We start from the raw sequence: 19,385 nt of genomic DNA, 5'->3' as shown, positions 1-19,385 counted from the left end.
TCAATTTTTAATACTTATTTGAGTACTAAAATCTATATTTATATTCTAATAATTTAATTTTCTTTTCTAATTCTAACTGAGTTAGCATGAGCATCGAGTCCTTCTCCCTCTGCCAAACAAATTACATCGCCACTGGCTTCTTTAAGTGCCTCTTTACTGTAATGAATAAATCCTGAGTACTTAACGAAATCTCTGACAGATAAAGGTGAAAAGAATCGGGCGGTAGAATTTGTTGGCAGCACATGATTTGGTCCTGCATAATAATCGCCAATTGGCTCAGGCGTATATTCCCCTAAAAAGATCGAACCTGCATTTTCTACTGCTGGCAGTAGTTCAAATGGATTTTTAACTGCCAATTCTAAATGTTCAGGTGCAACCAAATTAATCATTTCCATTGCTGCTTTCTGGTTTTCAACTTCAATCATCAAACCAAAGTTTTCCAGTGATTCTTTGATAATATCTTTTTTGCTCATTTTTTCAATTTGCTTTTCTAATTCTCTTTCCACTTCTCCAATCAGCTCTGGTGCATCGGTAACCAAAATTGAAGATGCAAGCGGATCATGTTCCGCCTGACTCATTAAATCAGCTGCTATATAAGCTGGATTAGAATCTTTTTCTGCCATAATCATAATTTCACTGGGACCAGCAATCATATCGATTTTAACTTGTCCAAAAACTAGTTCTTTGGCCATTGAAACATAAATATTACCTGGCCCAACAATAATATCAACACCAGGAATTGTTTCAGTTCCATAAGCTGCTGCAGCCACTGCCTGAGCTCCACCAACTTTAAAGATCCTATCAGCACCGGCAATTTCAGCTGCTGCTAGAATTACTGGACTTACCTTTCCCTCTTTATCAGGAGGTGTTAGCATTATTATTTCTTCAACCCCAGCTACTTTAGCTGGAATAACAGTCATTAAAACAGAAGACGGATAAGCTGCTCTACCTCCAGGTACATAGACTCCCGCCTTTTTTAGTGGTCTACAGACCTGACCGGTAATAATTCCAGGCTTTTTTTGCTTCTGCCAGGACTTATCTTTTTGTTCAGCATGAAACTCTTCTATATTTACTGCTGCATTTTTTAAAGCTTCAATAAAATCAGTATCCACCTCTTTTAAAGCAGCTTTGATTTCTGCCTCAGTTACTTCAAGTTCTGAAGCATCAAATTCAACTCCATCAAAACGAGAAGTATAATCTAAAACTGCTTGATCTCCTTCTGCTTTTACCTTCTTTAAAACATCTGCTGCAACATCTCTATATTTAGCTAGGTTATCTCCAGAGCGACTATCCAATAATTCCTTAACTTGATCAACATTTTTTCGGCCATCTTTAATTCTTTTAATTTTAAGCATTATTATCATCTCCATTAACTACTTTATCTAAAGCTTCAATAATAATTTCAATTTCTTTTTGTCTTGTTTTCATACTTACTTTATTTACAATTAAACGAGCAGATAAATCTCTAATACTCTCATAAATCACAAGCCCGTTTTCCTTTAAGGTTCTGCCAGTCTCTACAATATCCAAAATCGTGTCCGCAAGTCCAGTTAAAGGAGCCAGCTCAATTGACCCATTAAGTTTTATTATTTCTACTGGTTCACCTTTGCTTCTAAAATAGCGTCGAGTAAAATCAGGATATTTGGTTGCAACTTTTCGCTCCAGTAATGTATCTTTACGATCCGGCAATCCCGCTAATGCAAATTCACAGACTCCATATTTCAAATCTAAGACTTCATAAAGATCGCGATTTTCTTCTAATAATGTGTCTTTCCCCACAATTCCTAAGTCAGCAGTGCCATACTCTACGTAAATCGGCACATCAGCTGGTTTAACAAGAATAATTTCTAATTTTTCACTTTCTATTTCAAAAATCAACTTACGTGATTTAAGCATATTTTCGGGTAAATTATAATCAGCCTGACGAAAAAGCTTAACTGCTTCTTTAGCCAGTCTTCCTTTAGCCATGGCAATACAGAGATTATCCATTATTCCCACTCCTCTATTTTATTTAAGATCAAATACTCCAGTGCTTCTTTCTTGTTTTTTTCAATTATGGATTCTTCCCCATTATTTTTTCTTAATTTTAGTGTATCAGCTTTTAAATAAATTTTGTAATCTACCTGCTGAAAGTCTAAATATTCTCTATCTGCCTTATTATAGACCTCTGCTACAAAACCAATATTTCTTAAATCTTCGGCCAACTCATAAGCAAGTTTGAAATCATTTTCTTTTTCAAAAGAGATCAAAAATCTTTTTTGTATGTTCTCACTAAAATTTTCAGTTTTATTTAAATAATCAAGAAGATTTTCTATTTCTAAAGCAAAACCAACTGCTGGTTCTTCAACGCCAAATTTTTCTGTTAAATTATCATAACGCCCACCACTTGCCAGTAAATTACTATATCCTTTTGCATAACCTTTAAATATAAGTCCTGTATAATAACCATGCCGAGAAATTAACATTGGATCAAAAGTAATATATTTAAGAGCATCAAAAATTGCTAATTTATTAAATAGTTCTTCTAATTTTTTTAAAGCTTCTTTTGTTTCAGATGATAAAGGCATATTCTTTAATTCTTTAACAACCTCTTTCGGATCACCAAATAATGATGGCAATCTTAACAACACTTCTTCTGCATTTTTGCTAAGCTCAATCTCTTTAATATAATTTTTTATTCCAATTCTATTTTTAGCAGCCAAAAGCTCTCTTAGGTCTCTCTTTTCATTTTCTGCAATTTTTAAATCTGTAAATATTTCATTTATTAAATCAGCATGTCCTATATCAATCAATGGTTTTTCTACTCCTACTTTTTTCATTGTTTTTATTAAAAGTAGAATCATTTCTAAATCAGATTTCAAAGCTGCCGAACCTATCAGTTCGACTCCAGCCTGAGTTTTTTCTTTAAGACTTAAACTTTGGGAATTCTTTGATTGAAAAGCTGAACTCAAATAAGAAAACTTTAAAGGGCGTGGACTATCTTGAAAGCGACTTGCTGCCAATCGAGCAATTGGCATTGTCAAGTCAGGCCTTAAAACTAAAATTTGTCCTTTATCATCAACAACTTTAAACATCTCACTTTTATCAACCAAACCCTCAATACCCGCATATAATTCTAATGACTCCAAAGTTGGAGTAATTACTTCTCTATAGGCATTTGCCTCAAAAACCTCTCTAATTATTTTATAAATAGTTTTTCTCTTTCTTAATTCTGCTGGTAAAATATCTCTAACACCTTCTACAAATGCATTCATCTATTTTGCCTCCCACCTATTATTTTAGTGCTTTATCATATTAAAGTATTAAAATGTTGTATTAATTATAATTATATTTAAGTCAGCTGTCAAGTTATTTAAGCAATTTCTTTTGATGTCTTAATTTTAACACTATTTGACTTTGATTTAAAATCAATAAAGGTCTGCCGGGAAATTAAACCCTGACAGACCTTTGTTTTTACCAAATATTAATTTAAAAATAACTCAGGTTTTTTTGTTCTTCCAATCTATCTGTTGCAGGGGGAGGAGTAATAGAAAGTTCTGTTATTTCCTTCCTCCACTTTTCATTCATTTCTATATCCAGTGCTCCAAGAGAACCTTTAAGTTGTTCTAAATTACGAGCCCCTATAATCGCCGATGTAATTATAGGATTGGACATAACCCAGGCTACTGCTAAAGAAACAGGATCAACGCCTCTTTTATCAGCATGATTAGTAAAATCTTCAGCAATTTGATAATATTGTTTTAAGCCATAGCGAGCTGCATAATCTTCTCTATCTACTAATCTTCCTTTACTGGGCCGCTTATCTTTGCCATATTTGCCGGTTAAAAGCCCGCCACCTAAAGGACTGTAAGAAACAACACCTAAATCTTCTGCTTCAGCCATCGGCAATATTTCAACCTCTGCCTGTCTTTTGGCCAGATTATACATGGGCTGTACACATTCAAAGCGGGATAAACTCTCACGCCTAGAAATCCCTAATGCTTTTTCTATCTGCCAGGCTGCCCAATTACTAACTGCTGGATATAATATTTTACCCTCTTTAACTAAATCATCCATAGCTCTTAGAGTCTGAATCATATCTGTCTTAGAATCAAAACTATGTACAAAATAAAAATCTATCCGGTCAGTCTTTAATCTTTTTAAACTTTCTTCCACCCCAACTTTAATATGTCGACGAGAAAGACCTTTGGCATTAACATCTGCAGCAGTTTTCCCAAAAACTTTAGAGGTGATAACTAATTCATCCCTACAGTTGTTTTCCTGCATAAATTTACCTAACAGTTCTTCTGAGCGCCCTTCATTATAGACATCTGCTGAATCAAAAAAATTAATTCCCCGCTCAAGTGCTGCTTTAAACATTTTACGCGACATTTCTTCATCAGCAAGTCCACCAAAAGGCATTGTCCCAAAGCAAAGTGAAGAAACCTGCACTCCGGTTTTACCAATAGTCCTATATTCCATAATTAACCCCTCCCAAATTGTTTGCTATCTATTCTTATTATATTCAATTTGACAGCTGAATACAAATTATTCTTAAAATTTGCTTTCCTCTTCTGTTATGCTATGATAGATATAAAGATACTCATTTTAAGATTAAATTTAATTTTACACATTATAAAAGTATCGAGGAGAGGAAGGAAAAATATGTTTTTTGACTATCACCTACACTCACATTTTTCTGCTGATTCAGATATGACAATGGACGAACTTTGTCAGGCAGCGATTCGAAAAGGTTTAAATGAAATAGCTATAACTGACCATCACGATATTGATTATCAAGATGATACAATCGAGTTTTTAATTGATAAAGATAAATATTTACAAGAGATAAAAAAAATGCAAAAAAAATATGAAAATAAATTAACTATCAAAAAAGGCATAGAAATGGGACTCCAATCACATATTCTTAAAGAATCCCAGCTATACCTTAAAGATGATTTTGATTTTGTGATTGGATCTTTTCATACTGTGGAAAAATCTGATTTATATAATGGTGATTTTTTTGAGGGATACAGTCAGTGGGAGTCCTATATTAAATATTTAAAAACTGTATCTAAAGTAGTAAGAAAATATGATAATTATAATGTACTGGGACATCTTGATATCATTAGACGTTATGGTGATTTTGAAAACAAACCCAAACTACTAGAAAATAAGGAAGCCGCTTCAATCATAGAAAGTATCTTAAAAACAATTATTCAAAAAGACAAAGGCCTTGAAGTAAACACTTCTGGCTATAGATTGGATGGGGAAAATCCACTCCCCAGTTTTGATATTTTAAAACTATATTATGAACTTGGGGGCCAAATTTTAACTATAGGCTCAGACAGCCATAAAACTAAAGATATTGCGCAAAAATTTGATTATACTATTCAAAAACTTAAAGAAATTGGTTTTGAAGAACTAACTACTTTTAATAAAATGAAAGCAATACCCCACAAAATATAAGTTATCTTTTAAAAAATTAAATCAAATATATATGAATTTAAAGCAGGAGCCTAAGACTCTCCTGCTAATTTTTTTAATAATTTTGCTGTATCGGCTGGATCTTCAAGGTAAAATTCTGCTTCTGTATTCAAATCATCTTCATTCTGGACATATACTGTAACTCCATCTTCTAAAGCTTTAAAAGCATCTTCATCTGTCCGATCATCTCCAATATATATTCTTAGTACATTATCCAAATTAAAATGAGCTTTGATTTGATCACTAATATAATTAATTGCTTTCCCTTTATCCCAACCAGCCGGTCTAATCTCTAAGATTTTCCTGCCCGAAAGAACTTGATAGGCAGTGTTTTCAAATAAAGCTTTAAATTTTTTTTCTTCTTCAGACTGTTTTTCTTCAGAATTAAAATGAAGTGCCAAGCCAAAACCTTTATCTTCTAGCTCAACCGATTCTGATTTCAGAAATCTTTCTTTAATGGTCTGATATTTTTTTTTGCTTAATACATCAATTTTTTGATTTTGATGAGGATAAATCACTTCTTTTGTAAAAAACATATCGATTTCTAAACCATGGCTGCCGGCATAATTACTGTGACTAAGGTTAATCATCTTTTTTAGCTCCTTTAATTTTCTGCCTGAAACAAGGCTTATATAATAATTAGTGCTTTTTTCTAATTTCTTTAAAATTTTTTCAGTTTCAGGCAGAGCAAAAGCAGAAAGTGGATCAGCTTTAAAAGGAGCTAGGGTCCCATCATAATCTAAAAATAGCAATGTTCTTTCTGCTTTTGATATTTTTCTTTTAAGCAAATCTAAATTGTTTACATCTAAAATATATTTTTTATTCATAAGATTCCACCCATTTTTTCAGAAAATAGTCACGCCACCAGTTAATATCATATTCTTTAAGATCAGCTTCAGCTTTCTGCAGCCTCTTTTTCTTTTCGGTTTCTGGCATTTCTAAGCCCTGATAAATACTATCAGCTAACGCTTCGGTATTATAAGGATTTACTTTAAGTGCACTGTCCAAGTATTCGGCTGCCCCTGCAAATTCGGAGAGCAAAAGCACACCTGAATCTTGAACAGCCAGATATTCTTTGGCTACAAGATTCATACCATCAATTAAAGCTGTGATTAAAGCTAAATCTGCTGCTTTATAATATGGTAGAAGCTCGGCCTGAGGCACTGAACCGTAAAAATACTTAACAGGTGCCCACTGATCTTTTTGATATTTACCATTAATTTCAGCTATCTTTTTCTCTATTCTTTCTTTCATTTGCTGATATTCTTCAATTCCTGTTCTACTGGGAGCAACTCTCTGGACAAATGTAACCTTTCCTTTATATTCAGGATATTTTTCGAAAAACTTATCAATTCCTTTTAGCCTTTCTTCTATACCTTTAGTATAATCTAATCTGTCCACAGCAAAAATTAATTTTTCAGTATCATAACTTGCTTTCACAGCTTCTGCTTCTGCAAGATAGTCATCATCCTGAGCCAGATTATTGAACCGCTGATAATCAATTCCCAGAGGAACACTTTCTACCTTGGTTTTAGATCCCTGATAAAAAACTTCTCTAGCAGAAAAATCAACTTTTGCACCAATTTTTTTAGCACAGCTTAAGAAGTTAAAAACAAATAAATCAGTATGAAATGCTATGAAATCTGAAGCCAGCATCCCTTCTAAAATCTTTTGACGCCAGGGAATAGTTCTAAAAGCTTCCCAAGCCGGCCAAGGTATGTGCCAGAAAAGAGAAGTTTTAGCATTGCTTTCAGATAGGAATCCTGGAACTAATGCTAAATGATAATCATGAATCCAGACTAGATCATCTGAGTGAAGTTCCTCTTTAATACTTTCAGCATATTTTTTATTTACTTTCTGATAACTCTGCCAATATTCTTTTTTAAAATTAGCTTTTGAGATAAAAGTGTGACTAATCGGCCACATTACTTCATTTGCAAATCCATAATAAAACCCATTTTTTTCTTCTTTACTAAGCTTAATCCTTTTTAAAGTATAACCTTCAGCATCAGGTACCTTAACCTTATTGTTCTGATCAACTACTTCAAAGTCAGCTTCACCTCTACCCCAAGCAATCCAGAGTCCTTTGTCTTTTTGCATCATTGGATCAAGACCGGTTGTTAAACCACCTGCAAGTTTTTCTATTTCTATATTTTGATTCTGATATACATGTTTGTATGGTTCACCATTGGAAACCAGAACAAGTCTTTTACCTTCTAATTCTGCTTCCATAATTTTTTGCCTCCTAACTTTCATAAACTTTTTCAATATCCTACAATATCAACATAACAAAAATCACTCTTTAAAAAAGTAATTATTTAACAAAAAATTCGATAAATTTTATAGAAAAATAAAACTGCAAAAAATAAACGGCTTAAGCCCTTTAGAATTAAGAGACTTAGCCGCCTAGATGATTTTATTTTTTTACTGATTAATTGATAGATTTATATTCTTTTTTCATGATTTTTAATTTGACTAATATTTAAATCTCTAATTCTTCCCCAATTTCTATAACCTTAGATTTACAGCCTATCTGTTCAAATTTACTGGACAAACCTTTTGCCTGCAGTAATTCCTGCCTTTCTTCTGGATCATAATGATAAGGCACTGCCATTTTAGGATTGAGTTTAATAACTTTCTCTAAATAATCAGAAAAATGGTCGTTAAAACAGGCAGTAAATAATAGTTCTATTTCTTCCCCAGGATCCGAATAATTTGAAGCATCAGCAGTTTGATATAGACCTTTATAATAATAAGCTACAGAGCCTTCTGAATTATAACAGTCAACATCTAAGACCTTTATTTCCTCTTCAATTAAATCTCCAGCTTTTACAACTTCCCCTTTGATATCAAATTTATCGTAAACTGATTGAGGTGCATAAACCTTTGTCTCTTCTGTTATTACTGTTTCTAAATCGTCTAAATTAATATGATCATCATGCTCATGTGTAATTAATACAATATCTGCCTCAAAATCAGCTTCCATTTCAAAACTGGGATCAATTACAATTTTCTGCTCAGAATCAACCAATAGAGCTGAATTACCTAACCACTTAACTTTGATAATAATCATCTCCTATTAAAAATATTAATTTCAACTAACTTAATTTTAGCACAAATTAACTAATAAATAAAATACCCCCTCAGCTAAGAAGGGGGCTTAATAATTAACTATGCTTTTTAAGTGTTTAATTCTCTAACATGAGTTTCGTCTCCAGCAGCAACTTTTTCTCCAATTTCAGATGTTATTGTACTACCACTGTCAATATTTTTAGAACTAAAATCATCTACTCCAACATAAGAGAAAATTCTACAATTTCTACCTATTGTTGTTCCTTCTGGTATTGTAGCTCTCTTAGCAATTACATTTAATCCATTTTCTAAAAGGTCAGGCTTATCTTTATTTGGAGTTAGATCGTCACCATAACCAATTTTACAGTTAGCCATAATTTCTACTTCTTTATCAATTATAGCCTTTTCTACAACTGTGTTACTCCTAATTACTGTGTCATTAAAAATGATTGAATCTTTAACAACAGCACCTTCTTCAACATAAACACCCGGACTAATAATTGAGTTTTCTACAACTCCATTAATTATAGATCCATTGGAAATAAGACTTTTAGAAGCACAGGCATCTTTTCCAAATTTAACCGGAGGTTTTTCCTCACTTCTGGTATGAAGTTTCCAGTCATCATTATAAAGATTTAGACTTGGAATTGGATCAGTCAACTCTAAACTACTTTCCCAGTATGCAGCAAGTGTACCTACATCTTTCCAGTAGTCATCAAATTCATAAAGATAAACACCTTCTCTTTCAATCATTGGTGGTATAATATGATGTCCGAAATCTGAATCTTCTTCACTACAGTATTTTTCTAATACTTCCAATAGAACTTCTTTTTTGAAAACATAGATACCCATTGATGCCAAATTGCTGGGTGGATTTTCTGGTTTTTCTACAAAATCTGTAATTCTCATATCATCATTATAATCTAAAATACCAAAACGATTCGCATCCTCATAAGGAACAGGTTGAGCAGCTATAGTTAAATCTGCATCTTTTTCTTTATGATACTCAACCATTTTACTATAATCCATCTCATATACATGATCACCGGATAAAACAACTACATCTTCCGGATCTTTATTCTTAATAAAGCTCATATTTTTATAAATTGCATGAGCTGTTCCTTCATACCAATCTGTACTTCCTGGCTTACCTCTAAATGGCTGTAAAATTGTAACTCCACCCATTCTACGATCTAAGTCCCATGGCTTTCCAATACCTATATGATTATTTAATGACAATGGTAGATACTGGGTTAAAACTCCCACATTATAGATACCAGAGTTAACACAGTTACTTAAAGCAAAATCAATAAGTCTAAACTTACCTGCAAATGGTACACTTGGTTTAACTCTATGTGCTGATAAAATGTCAAGTCTAGTTCCTCGACCACCTGCCAAAATTAATGCTAATGTTTTCATAGAATACCCCCTATTTTTTATAACTATAAAATTTTTATGCATCTCATATTTATATATTAGGCAAAATTAGGTAGAATCCTTTATTTTTTTGTTTGCCTTTTAATAATTTAATGGTCAAATTATCTATTTCCTTAATTTTCTGATAAATATAGTTTGTTTATAATATTTATGCTATAATATTATTATAGAAGGATGGTGGCACAGATGCAAATAATAACAATTTCAAGGCAAACAGCAAGTGGTGGTGAAGAAGTTGCCCAAGAGCTAGCGAATCGTCTTGGTTTACAATTAATTGACCGCAAATATGTATTAAAAGAATGGCTGCCTGAGGTTGCTGATGAACATCAGCTTCACATGCTCGAGCAAAGTTCAAAATTTTATACTAAGATTTTGAATCCAAACGATAAACAAGATAAACAGATTAGTTTTGCCGGCTATATTGCTCAAAAATTAAAGAAACAATCCAAAACTACAAACTTAATTGTTTTAGGATTGGGTTCTCAAATAATATTTAAAAATAATCCTTATGCTCTTCATTTTAAAATAGTCGCTTCTGAAGAATATCGCTGCAAGCAGTTGAAAAAAAATTATGGTCTGCATCATAATGAAGCAATTAGAGAACTTGAATTGGCAGACCGTAAACACCGCCGCTACGTCTGGAGAATACATAATAAAGACTGGGAACAAACAACTCTTTATCACCTGACATTAAATATGGATGGTCTCAGTCTAGAAGAAAGCCTATCAATCATAATGAATATTGTTGATCTAAAAAAGGAAAACCCTCAAGCTCTAAATAACAAAATAATAAAAGAAAAAAAGGTTGAAAATAACAGTCAAAGAAACTTTGGTCATGAAAGTGAAAAGGAATTTGCTAAAATACTGGATATGCATCATATTAAATGGGAATATGAACCCAGTGAATTCCCTTTAGAATGGGATCCAGAGGGAAATGTGATCATGGCCTTTAGACCAGATTTCTATCTAAGTGAACACAAAACTTATGTTGAACTGACAACAATGAAACGAAAGTATACTACTGAAAAAAACAAAAAAGTAAGGCTGCTGCAGGAACTATACCCCCACATTAACATCAAGATTGTTTATAAAAAGGATTTTGAGCAGCTGGCAGAAAAGTTTGAACTTAATGGGAGTGATAAATAAATGGACACTCAAAAATTAGAAAAAATAATTATTTCTGAAGAAGAAATTTCTCAAAGAATTGATGAATTAGCAGCTCAATTAAATAAGGACTTTAAAGATAAAGAAGTAATTATGGTCAGCATTTTGAAAAGTTCACTTTATTTTATGGCAGATCTCAGCCGCAAGCTCAAATTTCCAATTAGGCTTGATTTTTTGGAATTGAATCATTATGCGGATGAAGATAATTCAGGGGTAATTAGAGTAACTAGAGATTTAGAATTTAGTATTTCTGGAAAAAATGTCTTGATTATTGAAAATATTATAAGAACAGGTTTAACTCATAGTTATTTATTAAAAAATCTTGGTGCCCGGAATCCTAAAAGTATAAATATTTGTACTCTCCTCCATATTTCAGATAATAAACTTTTAGATCTACCGGTCCAATATACTGGTTTTGAAATTGAAGATAAGTTTGTAGTGGGATATGGACTTGACTATAAAGAACAGTATAGAAATTTATCATATATTGCAGAATATAAAGAAAATCCTCAGTCCAAAAACTGAGGATTTAATATATTCTACTTTAATTTATCTAATTCTTTCTCAATTTTTTTCATAGCTGTACTTGCTTTTTCTTTAATAAATATTTCTGTTATATCATCAGTGAAATTAGATTTTTTAATATTAATTTCTACTATTTTAGCTCCTTTACTGTTGGCTACAACAGGAATTAGAGAGGCAGGCTGGATTTCTCCAGTTGTACCAATTATAATGAATAGTTCTGCTTTTTCTGCTTCTTCAAACGATAACTTTTCTTCACGTTCTGGTATCGCTTCACCAAAAAAAACAAAATCAGGTTTTAATACATCTCCACATTTTTTACACTTTGGAGGCAGCTCTGATAACAATTCATCATTAACAGAATATTTTTCTCCACACTCAGTACAAATTAAATTACGGGAATTACCATGAAATTCAAATACATTTTTACTCCCCGCATTTTGATGAAGATTATCTATATTTTGGGTAATTACTGCTTTAACATATCCCTCTTTTTCTAATCTAGCAATAACCTTATGAGCATCATTTGGTTCAGCCTTACCAAAATAATCATAAAATATTTTTTTAATTGTATCCCAGCTTTTTTCTGGATGTTTATAAAAATTCTTAAGATCTAAAATAATTGGATCATAATCATTCCAAAGACCGTCTTCACCTCTAAATGGAGGTACACCACTTTCAACTGAAACCCCGGCACCAGTAAAAACTGTTGTATGTTTAGAGTTTTTTATAAGCTCAGCTACTTTTCGGTATTTATTCATATTCTTCACCTCATAAGTATTATACCACACTTTTTGAAGGAATATTAGTTAATATTTTGAATAATTTCTTTAATCTAAAAAATCAGCTTTATCATCTTCAAATGTCCTCATAAAATCAACAGCTTTTTTATTAATCTTAAAAAATTCTCCTCGCTGTCTTTCCCTAAAATAGCTGCTCTGTTTAAAACTAACAAAATTGTCGTTATCAATCTGATAAATTTCCATTAAACTCCAGCCCCAATCAAATTTATTTCCTATTTCCTGGCTGAATATTTTTTTAGAATTTAAAATATTCTCGACTTCATAGTTTGTATGATTAAATGGCTCTACATTCTCATCTTTGTTATAAGTGATTAATTTTTTAATATCTTCTTTATTATTGTCCATTAATCTTTCAAATTTAATATGATCTTTGTCTTTTTCTACTGCTTCAATTTCTTTTTTATTCAAATAATAACGGTTAAAATCATATAATACTTTCATTTTAAGATATTTATATTCCTTAACATCGGAAAAACGCCCTTTAACTTTTTTAACAGAATAATTTATAGCTTTTCTTTGTTTTAAATTATTATCTTTATCATTTTTAACTAATAAAACAATGTCTCCTATAACAGCAGCACTTCCCACTTCATTTCTATTTAATAAAAGTCTATCCTTTCTATTTCCTAATAAGCTTATTATACTGACTTGATTATCAATATCTTTTATTTTATATAAATTGATTTCACTTAATAAACTCATATTCTTCACCTCAAATATGATTATCTAATAAATTACCTAAAATCTTTTTTTCTGCAAATAGTGCATTTGTGCCTCCGGTATGCCAGAATAATAAATCTGACCCCTTTTCTATTTTTCCTTTTTCTAAATAATCAATCATTCCAGCAGCTGCTTTCCCGGTATAAACTGGATCAAGAAAAATCCCTTCATCTTCTGCAAAAATCTTTACAGCCCTATTAGCCCTAGTGGATGGAATTTCATATCCAGCACCAACATAATTATTATCAACTATTATATCTCTATCACTTAATTTAAAATCAATACCCAAAAGATTTAACGCTGCTGTAGAAAGTTCAGCCACTTCTTTTAGATAACTGTCATCCTTATGACTAACATTAATACCATGAACTTGAATATCATCATTTATGAATTTGTTAGCTGCGGTTAAGCCCCCCAGTGTTCCACCAGTACCAGTAGCATGAAAAACATTTTTAAAGTTCAAGTCTTCCTTAAATTCCTGTGCTTTCATCTCTAAATAAGCATTAACAAATCCCAAAGTACCAAGAGGAGATGCGCCTCCTGGAGGAATTAAATAGTAATCATCTTCACTTTCAGAAATTTCTTGGGCATAATTTTTAGATTCTGCTTTAGCTCTATACATTGCTTCAAATTCATCTTCATTTTCTTTAAATTCAATGATTTTAATTTCAGCTCCTAATACTTTATCAAGTAAAATATTAGCTTTAGGATCTTTTATACCTTCACCAATCACATCAACCAGATATAATATTGGATTTAAATTATATCTACGGCAGGCAATTGCAGTCTGTAAAGCATGATTAGATTGAGTCGCTCCATAAGTAAATATATTTTGAGCTCCCTGTTCTAGAATTTCTCCAAATAGAAACTCTAATTTCCTGATTTTATTACCACCAAAAGTACTAAAACCACTTAGATCATCTCTTTTTAAATATATATTTACTCCATAGCGAGCAGAAAGATTCTCTAATTTATATATTTGAGTCGGAAAAAATCCTAATTCTGCTCGCTCTATCCTATTAATTTTATTTTTCAACTTCTGATATTTTGCTAAGTTATACATAAAATCCCCCTATGTTTAATATTTTATATTAATTTCTGAGTCATTTTTTATTTAAAGACCATAAATTATTTCTTTTTTATATCTTGATTTTTTACCTTTTCTTAACTCTTTTAATAACTTGGTTGTGAATTTTTCTAAATTATAATTTTCAATTTCAGTTAAATCAATCCATTCATACGACTGAGCCTCTTCGTTCAAAACTACATCATTTGATTTACTACTACAGATAAAATCAACAAAGATGAAGTGCTTCTTATTTTGAAATGATTCAGAATAAATGCTTTCATTAATACCGAGCAGTTCAATCTCAAAAACATCGAGTCCGGTTTCCTCTTTTACCTCTCTAACAAGAGCTTCTTCCATACTTTCTCCAGCCTCAATATGACCACCAGGGATTACATATTTATGATTCCATTTATTTGACTTGCAGATTAATACTTTCGCTTCAGAATTTAAAATAACCGCACCTACTGTAGCTTCTGGATATCTCATCTTATTCTCCTATAATTTTGACTAACACTCTTTTTTCGCGCTGACCATCAAATTCACCATAAAATATCTGTTCCCAGGGCCCAAAATCAAGTTTACCATCAGTTACAGCAACAACTACTTCACGACCCATGATCTGCCGCTTTAAATGAGCATCAGCATTTTCTTCATATCCATTATGGGCATACTGTGATATTGGCTCATGTGGAGCTAATTCTTCCAGCCATTCTTTATAATCTTGATGGAGACCGCTCTCATCATCATTAATAAAAACACTAGCTGTAATATGCATTGCATTAACAAGACATAAGCCTTCTTGAATACCGCTATCTTTCAAAACTTTCCTTACCAGCTTAGTGATATTGCGAAGTTCAACTCTCTCCTCAGTGTTAAAATAAAGATATTTTCTAATTGATTTCATTTAACTCACTCCTCTTATAATATACTTAGTGATATTGAAATATATCACCATTTAAATCTAAATTTAATTTTTTTATAAGTTTTAAAATTTATCAATTTTTAAAAGTTCAAAGCAAAGATTACAGCAACTGCAAAAGAAATTAGAGGTGCTACAACAGTAACAATAAAGTAATCAAAATAACTTTCTCTAAATTTAAGCCCTGTATAGGCAAGCATTGCCAGATAAGAACTATTGTGCGGGAGTGTATCTAAACCAGTTGAAGCAATAATTGTAATTCTATGTAATTTTTCTGGATCAACTAACTGAACTATATTTTCTCCAACAGTACTTAATGTTAAAAGTATTCCTCCGGAGGCACTTCCTAAGAGTCCTGCTGCAATATTGGTAATTAAACCAACTAATAAATAAGGATGTAACGGAAGGTTTAATAAAGTCTGCAGAAAACCCTTAAACACTGGCAGTGAAGAAATAACTCGACCAAAACCCATGGCAGAAGCGGCAAACATCAAGGGTAAAACTGCGTTTGAAATACTCTCATTTAAAATTTTAAACAAATCTATTTTTTTAAAGTTTTTAATTATCGAAACTATAACCCCTAAAAATAATGCGAGCACTGGATCTTTTGATAAAACTGCAAGTAAAATAAAGACTGTCAATAAAGGCAGTGTGGCTGTAATAAAGTTCATCATTTTAGCAAGTTCTGGCTTCTTCAAAACACTTTTACTTATTTTACCCCCACTTTGGGCTAGAAATGAAATACTCCTGTGTCTTAAATATAAAACAGCAGCTAAGGCTCCAGCGGAAACGCTAACTAATCCTAAACCCAGACCAGCTAAAGCAGAAGTGTTTAGATAATCCATCATGATTAAATTATGAACCTGGGGGCTCCCGGGTAAAGGAAGTCCAACAACAACTGTTCCACCTGCTATAGCAGCTAAGATGAGAGATTTTGGTAGATTAGCTTCTTCAAAAACAGATTTAGCTATTGGATAAATGGTAAAAATTAATACAAATCCAGAAATCCCCCCTAATGACAAAAGCACACTAACAAAAAAAATACCTACAGCTGCATACTTATATGATAAAACATTTAAAACAAATTCTCCAATCGAAGTGGCATCATCCGATTCTTCCATTATTTTTCCTAAAATAGCACTCAAAAGGAATATAAATAAATAGTCTTGAACAAAAGCTGCAAAACCAGGTAAGTATTGAGTATTCAGCACTTCTAAAACATTTAAGTTGTTCAAATATAAAATTACTATGGATGACAGTGGTGCAGCAATAACTATGCTTACTTTTAGAATAATAAGCGTAATTAAGATAACAAATCCAATTCCAATACTTAACAAAGTTATTCTCCTTTCAAAAAAACCTATCAAGATTAGATTGCCTTGATAGGTTAAAATTTCACTATTAAATTAAAGAGTGATGATCTGATATCCCTGCTTTGTAAAAGCTTCCATTGAAGGGTGTCCACTCATATCTCCCTTTAAAGGAATATTCGTGCTTTGATTATATTCCAGCACTCCAAGACTGGCTGAACAAGCTTTACAGATGCAGTCAATCAATCCTCTTTCTTTTGCTTTAAAATAATGTTTGTTATTCGACTCTTCTAATTTTTGAACTAAGGTTACCGCTTCACCTTCAATAATTATTTTAGCTTCCTTACCTTTATCAGCTAGATCTAAAGCATTAAGTAAGATATGTTGAAAACACATCATATTACTATTGAAAGCAAAAAAGGCAAATTTATTCATTTTATAACACCCCCATTTTAATATAATTCTCTATTTAATAATAAAATCCTTTAATTTGGAAGTAAAAATATCTTTTCTAAAATTCATTAAAATGAAAAAAGCATTTATTATTAACTAAAATAACTCTAGTAACAATAAATGCCTTCAAAACATATTTAATTATAAGTAATTATCTAGCTTACAATTGCTTTTGTATCTTTAGCAATTACTAACTCTTCATTTGTTGGAATAACCATAGCTTTTACTTTAGAATCATCAGTTGTAATAATTTGTGCTTTACCTCTAATATCATTGGCTTCTTTATCGATTTTAATTCCCATATATTCTAAGTCAGCCAGGATTTCTTCTCTAGTTTCAATAGCATTTTCCCCAATACCGGCTGTAAACACTACTGCATCTACTCCACCCATAGCTGCAGAATAAGATCCAATATATTTTTTCACTCTATAATTAAAGATATCTAATGCTACCTGAGCCTGATTATTTCCTTCTTCAGCAGCGTCTTCAATATCTCTCATATCGCTACTAACTCCAGACACTCCATAAAGACCACTTTCTTTATTTAAAACACTGTCAATTTCGGAAGCGGTCATATCTTCTTTGTCCATGATAAATGGAACAATTGCTGGATCAATGTCTCCACATCTTGTTCCCATTACTAAACCCTCAAGCGGAGTAAAGCCCATACTTGTATCTATAGATTCACCATTTTTTACTGCAGCAATACTTGCGCCATTTCCTAAATGACAGGTAACAATTTTAAGATCTTCAAAATCTTTGTCCATCATCTCAGCAGCTCTTCTAGCTACATAACCATGAGATGTACCATGAAATCCGTATCTTCTTACTCCATATTTTTCATAATATTCATAAGGAAGAGCATAAGTATATGCTTCTTCTGGCATAGTTTGATGGAATGCTGTGTCAAATACAGCAACCTGAGATGTTTCAGGCATTAATTCTTTACAAACTTCAATCCCCATTAAATTTGCTGGATTATGAAGTGGAGCTAAATCAGAAATATCTTCGATTTCTTTCATTACTTCATCATCAATTAAAGTAGAATGTGCAAATTTTTCTCCCCCATGAGCAACTCTATGACCAACTGCTTTAATTTCATCCATATCTTTTAAAACACCGTGTTCATCAGAAAGAAGTGTCTCAATTAATAATTCTATCCCTTCTTTATGAGTTGGTATTTCATGCTCAATTTTAATATCTGTTCCTTCTTTTGTTTCATATTGCAAAAATGAATTTTCAATTCCAATTCTTTCAATAATCCCCTCAGCCAAAACATCTTCATCTCTCATATCAAATAATTTATATTTTAAAGATGAACTTCCACAATTAATAACAAAAATTTTCATTAATATCACTCCCGGTTGCTTTATTTGCTTAGGTTTTAGTACCATACTCGCTTCTAAACTGCTTGATAAAATTCTTAAATTTAATTTAAAAAGGAGACTGCTGGTTTGGACTCCAGCAGCCTTTTATTTATAATGACAAAACTAAATAGCTATTTTTTACTTCTCTCCACACTTAACTAAAAGCTGTTCCCAGCGGTGGTCTACTTCTGCCTGGATCTCTTCTATCATATCTCTTTTTTCTGCTTTTGTTACATGCTTGAAGCGTCCCTGTGCTTTTAGGAATTCTTCGATAGGCAGCTTTTTCTTTGGCTTGTAGTTTAATCTCCACTCACCGTTTTCTATCTCATACATTGGCCAGTAACATGTCTCTACTGCAAGTTTACAGAGTTCCATTAACTTTTCTGGTGGATATCTCCATCCTCTTGGACATGGTGCCATTACGTTTAAGAAGGTCGCTCCTTCTGTATAGATAGCTTTTTTTGCTTTTGTATGCAGATCTTTTAAGTTACCAATAAATGTTGTTTGAGCTACATATGGTAAGTTGTGATCTGCCATGATTGCTGTCATGTCTTTTCTGAATTCAGATTTTCCTCTTCCTTCTTTTCCTACTGGTGTTGTTGTTGTATCTGCATAACGTGGTGTTGCTGATGATCTCTGGATTCCTGTGTTCATATAGGCTCCATTATCATAACAAACATATGTCATATCATGGTTTCTTTCCATTGCTCCTGATAATGACTGGAATCCGATATCATATGTTCCTCCATCTCCACCAAAGGCTATGAACTTATAATTTGTATCTTTATCTATTTTTCCCTGCTTTTTTAGGGATTTATAGGCTGCTTCTGCTCCACTTGTTGTAGCTGCTACGTTTTCAAATGCATTATGAATAAATGAATCTCTCCAGGATGTATATGGATACATAAATGTTGATACTTCTAAACATCCTGTTGCACATCCTATTACTGCTTCATCATCTTCTTCTAATGCTCTCAGCACTGTTCTTACTGCTACTGGGGCTCCACAACCTGCACACATTCTATGTCCACCTGTAAACTTCTTTCTTTTTAATTTAATTCTTCTTTGAATTCATATTTCATT

General features: G+C 32.2%; 19 protein-coding genes and 1 pseudogene. 3 read left to right on the top strand and 17 right to left on the bottom strand.

Annotated features, from left to right (window positions below):
* Positions 1-53 precede the first annotated feature (53 nt).
* The 4 genes from hisD to HSACCH_RS07605 form a co-directional block, all read right to left on the bottom strand.
* Entirely contained in the window at positions 54-1,355 is a 1,302-nt protein-coding gene (gene hisD / locus HSACCH_RS07620; RefSeq protein ID WP_005488973.1) for a histidinol dehydrogenase, read from the bottom strand.
* On the bottom strand, positions 1,348-1,989 hold the full coding sequence (hisG, locus tag HSACCH_RS07615) for an ATP phosphoribosyltransferase (RefSeq protein ID WP_005488972.1): 642 nt from the start codon (positions 1,987-1,989) through the stop codon (positions 1,348-1,350). The genes hisD and hisG overlap by 8 nt, the downstream gene beginning before the upstream one ends.
* Positions 1,989-3,254, bottom strand: a complete 1,266-nt coding sequence (gene hisZ, locus HSACCH_RS07610) for an ATP phosphoribosyltransferase regulatory subunit (RefSeq protein ID WP_005488971.1) — start codon at positions 3,252-3,254, stop codon at positions 1,989-1,991. Before hisZ ends, hisG begins: the two co-directional genes overlap by 1 nt.
* A 214-nt stretch (positions 3,255-3,468) precedes the next feature.
* Positions 3,469-4,461: an aldo/keto reductase gene (locus HSACCH_RS07605; protein ID WP_005488970.1), complete on the bottom strand. Its 993-nt coding sequence runs from the start codon at positions 4,459-4,461 to the stop codon at positions 3,469-3,471.
* 183 nt (positions 4,462-4,644) lie between these two features.
* Between HSACCH_RS07605 and HSACCH_RS07600 the strand changes: the two genes are divergently transcribed.
* Positions 4,645-5,448, top strand: coding sequence for a histidinol-phosphatase HisJ family protein (locus HSACCH_RS07600; RefSeq protein WP_005488969.1), 804 nt, complete (start codon positions 4,645-4,647; stop codon positions 5,446-5,448).
* Between the two features lie 50 nt (positions 5,449-5,498).
* On the opposite strand, the gene otsB is transcribed toward HSACCH_RS07600, so the two are convergent.
* The 4 genes from otsB to HSACCH_RS07580 all read right to left on the bottom strand — a co-directional run bounded on the left by otsB (position 5,499) and on the right by HSACCH_RS07580 (position 9,957).
* Positions 5,499-6,293, bottom strand: coding sequence for a trehalose-phosphatase (otsB, locus tag HSACCH_RS07595; protein ID WP_005488968.1), 795 nt, complete (start codon positions 6,291-6,293; stop codon positions 5,499-5,501).
* Positions 6,286-7,698, bottom strand: coding sequence for an alpha,alpha-trehalose-phosphate synthase (UDP-forming) (locus HSACCH_RS07590; RefSeq protein ID WP_005488967.1), 1,413 nt, complete (start codon positions 7,696-7,698; stop codon positions 6,286-6,288). The genes otsB and HSACCH_RS07590 overlap by 8 nt, the downstream gene beginning before the upstream one ends.
* A gap of 250 nt (positions 7,699-7,948) precedes the next feature.
* Positions 7,949-8,539: an MBL fold metallo-hydrolase gene (locus HSACCH_RS07585; RefSeq protein ID WP_005488966.1), complete on the bottom strand. Its 591-nt coding sequence runs from the start codon at positions 8,537-8,539 to the stop codon at positions 7,949-7,951.
* 107 nt (positions 8,540-8,646) lie between these two features.
* The gene (locus tag HSACCH_RS07580) at positions 8,647-9,957 is read right to left on the bottom strand and encodes a glucose-1-phosphate adenylyltransferase (RefSeq protein WP_005488965.1); all 1,311 of its coding nucleotides are present in this window, start codon (positions 9,955-9,957) and stop codon (positions 8,647-8,649) included.
* A 204-nt stretch (positions 9,958-10,161) separates the two neighbouring features.
* Here HSACCH_RS07580 and HSACCH_RS07575 point away from each other — a divergent pair, with 204 nt between their 5' ends.
* Together HSACCH_RS07575 and hpt are read left to right on the top strand one after the other, a co-directional pair.
* Positions 10,162-11,121 carry a cytidylate kinase family protein gene (locus HSACCH_RS07575; RefSeq protein ID WP_005488963.1) on the top strand — a complete coding sequence of 320 codons (960 nt, stop codon included), beginning with the start codon at positions 10,162-10,164 and terminating at the stop codon, positions 11,119-11,121.
* A complete protein-coding gene (gene hpt, locus HSACCH_RS07570; protein ID WP_005488962.1) occupies positions 11,122-11,664 on the top strand; it encodes a hypoxanthine phosphoribosyltransferase in 543 nt (180 codons plus the stop codon).
* 14 nt (positions 11,665-11,678) lie between these two features.
* Here the strand turns inward: hpt and HSACCH_RS07565 are convergent, their stop codons facing one another.
* The 9 genes and pseudogenes from HSACCH_RS07565 to HSACCH_RS07525 form a co-directional block, all read right to left on the bottom strand.
* A complete protein-coding gene (locus HSACCH_RS07565) occupies positions 11,679-12,422 on the bottom strand; it encodes an SIR2 family NAD-dependent protein deacylase (protein ID WP_005488961.1) in 744 nt (247 codons plus the stop codon).
* Positions 12,423-12,491: 69 nt separating this feature from the next.
* Positions 12,492-13,166 (bottom strand): hypothetical protein, encoded by a 675-nt coding sequence (locus HSACCH_RS07560; protein WP_005488960.1) that lies wholly within the window; start codon positions 13,164-13,166, stop codon positions 12,492-12,494.
* A gap of 10 nt (positions 13,167-13,176) precedes the next feature.
* Positions 13,177-14,247, bottom strand: a complete 1,071-nt coding sequence (locus HSACCH_RS07555; protein WP_005488959.1) for a 1-aminocyclopropane-1-carboxylate deaminase/D-cysteine desulfhydrase — start codon at positions 14,245-14,247, stop codon at positions 13,177-13,179.
* Between the two features lie 51 nt (positions 14,248-14,298).
* Positions 14,299-14,739, bottom strand: a complete 441-nt coding sequence (locus HSACCH_RS07550) for an NUDIX domain-containing protein (RefSeq protein ID WP_005488958.1) — start codon at positions 14,737-14,739, stop codon at positions 14,299-14,301.
* 1 nt (position 14,740) lies between these two features.
* Complete coding sequence (locus HSACCH_RS07545) at positions 14,741-15,157, bottom strand: secondary thiamine-phosphate synthase enzyme YjbQ (protein WP_005488957.1); 417 nt, start codon at positions 15,155-15,157, stop codon at positions 14,741-14,743.
* Between the two features lie 98 nt (positions 15,158-15,255).
* Entirely contained in the window at positions 15,256-16,509 is a 1,254-nt protein-coding gene (locus tag HSACCH_RS07540; protein WP_005488956.1) for a GntP family permease, read from the bottom strand.
* A 69-nt stretch (positions 16,510-16,578) separates the two neighbouring features.
* A complete protein-coding gene (locus tag HSACCH_RS07535; protein WP_005488955.1) occupies positions 16,579-16,917 on the bottom strand; it encodes a hypothetical protein in 339 nt (112 codons plus the stop codon).
* 173 nt (positions 16,918-17,090) lie between these two features.
* Complete coding sequence (locus HSACCH_RS07530) at positions 17,091-18,284, bottom strand: acetate/propionate family kinase (RefSeq protein WP_005488954.1); 1,194 nt, start codon at positions 18,282-18,284, stop codon at positions 17,091-17,093.
* A gap of 156 nt (positions 18,285-18,440) precedes the next feature.
* Positions 18,441-19,384: pseudogene (locus HSACCH_RS07525) on the bottom strand (thiamine pyrophosphate-dependent enzyme).
* Position 19,385 lies beyond the last annotated feature (1 nt).

It is taken from the genome of Halanaerobium saccharolyticum subsp. saccharolyticum DSM 6643, from assembly GCF_000350165.1.
GTDB classification, from domain to species: domain Bacteria; phylum Bacillota; class Halanaerobiia; order Halanaerobiales; family Halanaerobiaceae; genus Halanaerobium; species Halanaerobium saccharolyticum.
This window is presented reverse-complemented; position numbering and strand designations above follow the sequence as displayed.

Excerpts from the sequence above, each read along its gene's own strand:
- HSACCH_RS07545 (WP_005488957.1), bottom strand. The coding sequence starts at position 15,157 with ATGAAATCAATTAGAAAATATCTTTATTTTAACACTGAGGAGAGAGTT.
- hpt (WP_005488962.1), top strand. The coding sequence starts at position 11,122 with ATGGACACTCAAAAATTAGAAAAAATAATTATTTCTGAAGAAGAAATT.
- HSACCH_RS07605 (WP_005488970.1), bottom strand. The coding sequence starts at position 4,461 with ATGGAATATAGGACTATTGGTAAAACCGGAGTGCAGGTTTCTTCACTT.
- HSACCH_RS07590 (WP_005488967.1), bottom strand. The coding sequence starts at position 7,698 with ATGGAAGCAGAATTAGAAGGTAAAAGACTTGTTCTGGTTTCCAATGGT.
- HSACCH_RS07560 (WP_005488960.1), bottom strand. The coding sequence starts at position 13,166 with ATGAGTTTATTAAGTGAAATCAATTTATATAAAATAAAAGATATTGAT.
- HSACCH_RS07555 (WP_005488959.1), bottom strand. The coding sequence starts at position 14,247 with ATGTATAACTTAGCAAAATATCAGAAGTTGAAAAATAAAATTAATAGG.
- hisD (WP_005488973.1), bottom strand. The coding sequence starts at position 1,355 with ATGCTTAAAATTAAAAGAATTAAAGATGGCCGAAAAAATGTTGATCAA.
- HSACCH_RS07585 (WP_005488966.1), bottom strand. The coding sequence starts at position 8,539 with ATGATTATTATCAAAGTTAAGTGGTTAGGTAATTCAGCTCTATTGGTT.
- hisG (WP_005488972.1), bottom strand. The coding sequence starts at position 1,989 with ATGGATAATCTCTGTATTGCCATGGCTAAAGGAAGACTGGCTAAAGAA.
- HSACCH_RS07535 (WP_005488955.1), bottom strand. The coding sequence starts at position 16,917 with ATGAATAAATTTGCCTTTTTTGCTTTCAATAGTAATATGATGTGTTTT.
- otsB (WP_005488968.1), bottom strand. The coding sequence starts at position 6,293 with ATGAATAAAAAATATATTTTAGATGTAAACAATTTAGATTTGCTTAAA.
- hisZ (WP_005488971.1), bottom strand. The coding sequence starts at position 3,254 with ATGAATGCATTTGTAGAAGGTGTTAGAGATATTTTACCAGCAGAATTA.
- HSACCH_RS07530 (WP_005488954.1), bottom strand. The coding sequence starts at position 18,284 with ATGAAAATTTTTGTTATTAATTGTGGAAGTTCATCTTTAAAATATAAA.
- HSACCH_RS07600 (WP_005488969.1), top strand. The coding sequence starts at position 4,645 with ATGTTTTTTGACTATCACCTACACTCACATTTTTCTGCTGATTCAGAT.
- HSACCH_RS07580 (WP_005488965.1), bottom strand. The coding sequence starts at position 9,957 with ATGAAAACATTAGCATTAATTTTGGCAGGTGGTCGAGGAACTAGACTT.
- HSACCH_RS07575 (WP_005488963.1), top strand. The coding sequence starts at position 10,162 with ATGCAAATAATAACAATTTCAAGGCAAACAGCAAGTGGTGGTGAAGAA.
- HSACCH_RS07565 (WP_005488961.1), bottom strand. The coding sequence starts at position 12,422 with ATGAATAAATACCGAAAAGTAGCTGAGCTTATAAAAAACTCTAAACAT.
- HSACCH_RS07550 (WP_005488958.1), bottom strand. The coding sequence starts at position 14,739 with ATGAGATATCCAGAAGCTACAGTAGGTGCGGTTATTTTAAATTCTGAA.